Source organism: Sandarakinorhabdus glacialis, from assembly GCF_014643455.1.
GTDB lineage: Bacteria > Pseudomonadota > Alphaproteobacteria > Sphingomonadales > Sphingomonadaceae > Sandarakinorhabdus > Sandarakinorhabdus glacialis.
Genome location: NZ_BMJM01000025.1, coordinates 1 through 5,634, shown reverse-complemented (window position 1 = coordinate 5,634; position 5,634 = coordinate 1). Strand labels below are relative to the sequence as shown.

5 protein-coding genes are annotated in these 5,634 nt (G+C 61.6%); 3 read left to right on the top strand and 2 right to left on the bottom strand.

Going from position 1 to position 5,634, the window contains the following annotated elements; all coding sequences use genetic code 11:
* Positions 1-69: 69 nt before the first annotated feature.
* Positions 70-624, bottom strand: coding sequence for a Crp/Fnr family transcriptional regulator (locus IEW98_RS15860; RefSeq protein ID WP_188764478.1), 555 nt, complete (start codon positions 622-624; stop codon positions 70-72).
* A 137-nt stretch (positions 625-761) separates the two neighbouring features.
* Here IEW98_RS15860 and IEW98_RS15855 point away from each other — a divergent pair, with 137 nt between their 5' ends.
* The 3 genes from IEW98_RS15855 (at position 762) to IEW98_RS15845 (ending at position 3,502) form a co-directional block, all read left to right on the top strand.
* Entirely contained in the window at positions 762-2,303 is a 1,542-nt protein-coding gene (locus tag IEW98_RS15855; protein WP_188764476.1) for an arylsulfatase, read from the top strand.
* 176 nt (positions 2,304-2,479) lie between these two features.
* A complete protein-coding gene (locus IEW98_RS15850; protein WP_188764474.1) occupies positions 2,480-2,866 on the top strand; it encodes a DUF1214 domain-containing protein in 387 nt (128 codons plus the stop codon).
* Between the two features lie 186 nt (positions 2,867-3,052).
* Entirely contained in the window at positions 3,053-3,502 is a 450-nt protein-coding gene (locus tag IEW98_RS15845) for a cupin domain-containing protein (protein WP_188764472.1), read from the top strand.
* 295 nt (positions 3,503-3,797) lie between these two features.
* Here the strand turns inward: IEW98_RS15845 and IEW98_RS15840 are convergent, their stop codons facing one another.
* The gene (locus IEW98_RS15840) at positions 3,798-4,727 is read right to left on the bottom strand and encodes a helix-turn-helix domain-containing protein (protein ID WP_188764470.1); all 930 of its coding nucleotides are present in this window, start codon (positions 4,725-4,727) and stop codon (positions 3,798-3,800) included.
* Positions 4,728-5,634 lie beyond the last annotated feature (907 nt).

Sequence of the window (5,634 nt, the reverse complement as noted above, 5' to 3'; positions counted from 1 at the left end):
CCTTGAAATCCGAGCTGTAGCGCTTTCTCGTCGTCTTCATTCCCGTCAATCCTTCAGATCGGGAATAGCTTAACACCCTGTCCAGTTTTCCGGGACCACCTCAAAGGAAAGGAGTGGCGCCCGTTGCTGTCGCCCCGCCAGATTGAGAAGCAATGAAGCGATGCGCGCGACAGGCGACGATCTCCGCAGCATGCCGATCGTCGCCAACGACAAAGTAAAGTTGGCCGCCATCAATTCGGCAAAGTGCAGCCATGCATCCTGATCCTCGCGCGCCAGGCGGATCATGCTCGCTCGCGACAGGCGCAGCACTTCGGTATCGCAGCACGCAATGAGCGATGTGCGGCGCGCTATTCCTGCGACCGCCGCCAGATCACCTGCCCAGAAGCCCGGACCCCCGATGAAACTCAGCGTCGGCTCGTGTCCGAGCGCGGGCACGTGAAGCCCGAGCCGGCCCGAAGCCACGCCGAAGATTCCCCCTGCCTCGTCGCCGACCTCGAACACCGCCTGACCGGTGCAAAGCTTGATGTGATCACAGGATTGCAGAACCTGCTCGCGAAATGCCATCGGCATCTGCGCCAGCCAGCCTTGAGTGCGACAAACATCCACAGCGGCAAGCTTATTCAAAATCCATCCCCGGACCGTCCGAAGCTGAACAATTATCAGCATAGGAAAAACTATTCAAACAATGACCAGCTTTGAACATTTGGTGTCGGGATCGGCAGGTAGTTTTGTCGCACTTAGCATTGGTGGGCACAATCAAGATGAAGTTTGCAAATATTCTGCTGGCAGCAACCGCGCTCGGAACGGCCGCCTTGGCCGCCGGTGCGGCGCAGGCGCAGCAAACGAGACCCAACATCGTGGTTATCTGGGGCGACGATGTCGGGATGTGGGACATAGGCGCCTACAACCGCGGCGCCATGTGCGCGGCGACGCCGAACATCGACAGCATCGCCAGCGATGGCATGTTGCTCATGACCCAGTATGCACACGCCAGTTGCACGGCGGGCCGCGCTGCCTTCATCACCGGCCAGCATCCCTTGCGCGTGGGCCTTGCCACCGTTGGCCTGCCCGGATCGCCGCTTGGACTGCAGAAGGAAGACCCGACCCTTGCCGAAATGCTCAAGCCGCTGGGCTATCGCACGGGGCAGTTCGGCAAGAACCATCTTGGCGATCGTGACGAACACCTCCCGACAGCCCATGGCTTCGATGAATTCCAGGGCATCCTCTATCACCTGAACGCCGGCGAATATCCCGAGCAGGATGAATTCCCCAAGGACCCGGCGCTCGCCAAGAAGTTTGCGCAGCGCGGCATCGTGAAGTCGCGCGCCTTGCCCGACGGCACCCAGGAAATCCAGGACCTCGGGCCTTTTGGCCAGGAAAGGCAGCGGGTGATGGACGAAGAGACCGTCACCGAGAGCAAGCGCTTCATCAACGAAAGCGTCGCGGCCGGGAAACCCTTCTTCCTGTGGCACAATTCGTCGCGGATGCATTACCGCACCAACCTGTCGCCGAAATGGGCGGGCAAGACCGGCTGCGGCGTTTATGCCGATGGCATGGCCGAGCTCGACGACCATGTCGGGCAGATCCTGAAAACGATCGCCGATTCCGGCCAGGCCGGCAAAACCATCGTCATCTTCTCGACCGACAATGGCGCCGCACAGAACAGTTGGCCAGATGGCGGCACGTCGCCGTTCAAGGGCGAAAAGGGCGTCGGCGGCTATGAAGGCGGTTACCGCGTGCCGGCGATGATCAAATGGCCGGGCCATATCAAGCCGGGATCGGTCTCGAACGGCATCATCGCCATGGAAGACTGGATCCCGACGATCATGGCATGGGAAGGCCAGCCCGACCTTAAGCAAAAGCTGCTGCAGGGCGAACAAATCGGCAGCCCGACCTACAAGGTCCATCTCGACGGCTATGACCAGACCCCGATGCTGATGGGGACGGGGCCATCGAACCGGCAGGAGTATTTCTACTTCACAGAGACAACGTTCCACGGAGTCCGGGTCGGCCTGTGGAAGTTCCTTTATACGGACCAGGACCGCTGGTTCAACGGGCGCCGCCATTATCTGACGACGCCTGTGATCGCCAATCTGGAGACGGACCCCTTCGAGCGTCACGTCGATGCCCGGGGGCATGACGAATGGCAGGAAAATCGCGCCTGGCTGCTTACGCCCGCGGCAATGGCGATTCAGCAGTTCTCGGATTCGTTCAAGGCCTTTCCGCCGCGACAGAAGAGTCTCGATTTCGACATGAGCGAAGTCACCAAGGGCATCTTCGAGCATATGCCCGCAGCGAAGTAGCACCTTCGGTACCGACCGGCATCGTGGTGGCAGCTTGTCTGCTGCCACGAACGCCGCGACCGGACGAAGAGGAGAGTCGTCGATGCGCGATTGGAAGGGTCTGCTGGCCGCGGCGTGGCTGGCGTCGGCAGCAGCTTCGCTGGCCGCCCCGGCGGCCGACCAGCTGCCGTCGTGGAATGAAACTGGCCCCAAGCAGGCGATCGTCGCCTTTGTCGAGCGCGTCACCCGTCCCGGCGCCGCTCTCGTGCCCGTGCCCGAACGCATTGCCGTATTCGCCGGTAAATTCCTTCTGGTCGCTGACCATGTACGACGGCAAGACCTACTTCATGATCGAAAATTCGATGAAGCGCTACTCGATTGGCAGTCAGACGCCGGGGCTGGAGTTCGCCCCCGATGGCTCGCTGACGCTTCTCATCCAGCATGAATCACCTGGCAAGGCGCTCGAAGCAAATCGGCTGCCGGCATCGGCGGGAAGCTTCGATGTCCATTTGCGGACCTATGTGCCGCAGAAGGCCCTGCTTGACGGCAATTACAAGCTTCCGCCGCTCACAGCCGAGCGGTGACGCCCGTATACCGATGAGGAACAGTTTCAGACCGGCTTGGCCCCTTCGGAGTGTACGCAAGGGGAGGTATCTTGACCGATTATGCACCGGATGCTGGCACGGGATGCATCGCGTCGGCAACATGACGGTTGAGTTAGCACTTATGTCGGCTAAGCTGCTCACGTTAGCAGTTTGAGGAAAGTGGTAATGAACGTGACCGCTTTAGCTTTTGCAGCCATCCTTGTGGCGGTGCCCGGCGCCGTCATGGCAGAAGCAGAGCCGCCCCTTGTCATCCCGCAAACGAGCACTCAACTGCAGTGGGGACCGTGCCCACCAATCTTTTCGAAAGGCTGCGAGATCGCTGTCCTGCACGGCAACCCTGCAGCACCCAACGCTGACATTTTTCTGCGCATAGCGCCTAACGCCACTCTGCCTGCCCACACGCACAGTTCGGCCGAGCGCATGATCCTGGTGTCGGGCACGCTTCTTGTCGATTATCAGGGCGCGCCGCCCTCCACTCTTCAGCCCGGCAACTATGCCTATGGCCCTGCCGGCCGGCCCCATCTTGCCACCTGCCGCAGCAAGACGCCATGCACCCTCTTCATCGCTTTCGAAGGGCCTGTCGACGCGCTGGCTTACTCGGGCTCACTCGACTGACCTGAACTGCACGGCTGTCCGCAAGGGGACCTTACACAATGGCCGCTTTGGGTGGACTGCGGACAGGCTGCTTTGGGACCAAGGCGAGCGACAGCTGCCGTTCCCGAAAAACGACAGAGAAATGGGCATCGGTGCATTATCGAGACACAGATATACGGTAGGCTCTCCGTATAGTGTTCTGACGGCCGATTTCCCCGCACTGAATAGCTGTAATTGGTGGATGAGGACAGTCCGCTTTTGGGTCTCTTGCATCGGCGAGCCGCCATCTGAAAGTCCTCCATGGGCGTTAGCCCTCTTAAAACTCAACTGCATTCTTCTCCAGAGCGGACGTGGCTGATCCCGTCACCAGCAGGCGGGCGCGCAGGACGGCGCGGGTGAACGGCATCTCGTTCGCGGGGAAGCGCCGCGGCGTGAGGCCGAGGAAGCGGTTCGCATCACGGATTAAATGCGGGAAATCGTGATAGCCCGCAGGTGCGCTGGCGAAGCGCGGCGCGTCGGTTGCCAGCATCATCGGCGTCAGTGCACGCAGGAAGCGGGTCCGCATCGACAGGATCTTGGGTGGGAACCCGAAATAGCGTTTGCTCAGATCGATCAGCGCACGCTTGCCGACGCCGACCTGCGCCACGGCGTCGGCCAAGTTATGAGTATTCTCGTCGACGAGCAGCGCGGCAATCTTCGCGATCTGATGTTCCTGCGGTTGACGCGGCGGCATGCGCTGCAGGAAGAAGTCGTCGACCGCGCTCCTTATGTCCGAACCGCAGTCACAGCGCGCGATGCAGGCGACCAGGTCTTCACTCCAGCCGGGCGGCAGCAACTCGTCGAGCGGCGTGATACGGTCGCGCAGCAGCTCCGCCGACGGCTCGAATAGTCGCGCCCAGGCGACCGGCCCGATATCGATGACGACGCTGACCCCGCCATAGGTCGAGGTCGGCATCGCCCGGCTGGTTACGCCGAACAGCATCGCCGATCCCAGCTTGCCATAGTGCCGGTTGCGGATCGAGATATCGAGCGGCTTCGGCGCGAGCGCGATCCACAGTCTTGCCCAGCCCGGCAAAATCCAGTTTCCGTGGCCGGATTGCAGGCTAGGATCGGAGTCGAGCACGGCGTAACTCGATAAAACTCCGCGTAGTGGCGCCGCCACGCGCTCGATCCGCAGCGCAGTGCCGGGCGGCAGGCCGAAGTCCGCGACGCGGATCCCCGGTGTATGGCTGCCGCTTTCAATCATCGAGATACGCTAACAGTCAAAGTACGTCCGTGTCGCCACTAATCCGGACCGGCTTTCGCCGCGCGCGCGACACGGCGCAAGCAGGATAATATTTATGAACGGACTGGTTTTTGTAAGGAAATACGCGCGCGCCGTCGCCGTCACCCACATAGGGTCCGCCACGCGCGCACATCGGGCAGGTGCAGTCGCAAGTTCGGGGTGGCGCTATGTTCAAGGCAATTCTTTTCGTCGGAGCCTCGGCAATGGCGCTTTCCGCCAGCAGCGCCGGGGCGGTCACGTTTGCTTTCACGGGAGCGGCGCAGGGATACACAACGGGACCCACTGGCATCTACAATATCGTCGCCACCGGCGCGGCCGGTGGCTCCGGGGAATCCTTTTCGCAAGGGGGTTCTGGCATCTCGGTCGGAGCGAGCATTGTGCTAAGTGCCTCAACGCCGCTCGCTGTAATTGTAGGCGGCCGCGGCGGGGGTGTATACGGAGCCGGAGGCGGTGGGGGCGGGTCTTTTGTTCTTGGAGCTGGCATGACACCCATCGTAGTTGCCGGCGGCGGCGGCGGCGGCGGCGGCGGCTACGGCGTGGTCGGCGGGGATGCCGTAGCTGGCTCTGCGGGAATGTCGTCAACAGGCATACTTGGAGGCGCTGGAGGTGCGGGTGGTGCGGGAGGCGCGGGCGGTAGAAGCACCACAAATTATGACAGCGGCGGAGGTGGCGCCGGCTTGTTTTCAGCCGGTGAGCGCGGCACAGGTGCACTTCCGAGGCTTCGCCTTGGAGCTGAGGGCGGGGGCGGATCAAGCGCCCCAGACGTAATTACTCACCCCCTTGCCAAACCGGGCTGTCCGTGATTCATCCTTTCCATGAATCGCGAGGATCTTGAGGGGCTTACGAAACCTGAGTTGATTGATCTGGT

Excerpts from the sequence above, each read along its gene's own strand:
- IEW98_RS15855 (WP_188764476.1), top strand. The coding sequence starts at position 762 with ATGAAGTTTGCAAATATTCTGCTGGCAGCAACCGCGCTCGGAACGGCC.
- IEW98_RS15845 (WP_188764472.1), top strand. The coding sequence starts at position 3,053 with ATGAACGTGACCGCTTTAGCTTTTGCAGCCATCCTTGTGGCGGTGCCC.
- IEW98_RS15850 (WP_188764474.1), top strand. The coding sequence starts at position 2,480 with ATGAAACTGGCCCCAAGCAGGCGATCGTCGCCTTTGTCGAGCGCGTCA.
- IEW98_RS15840 (WP_188764470.1), bottom strand. The coding sequence starts at position 4,727 with ATGATTGAAAGCGGCAGCCATACACCGGGGATCCGCGTCGCGGACTTC.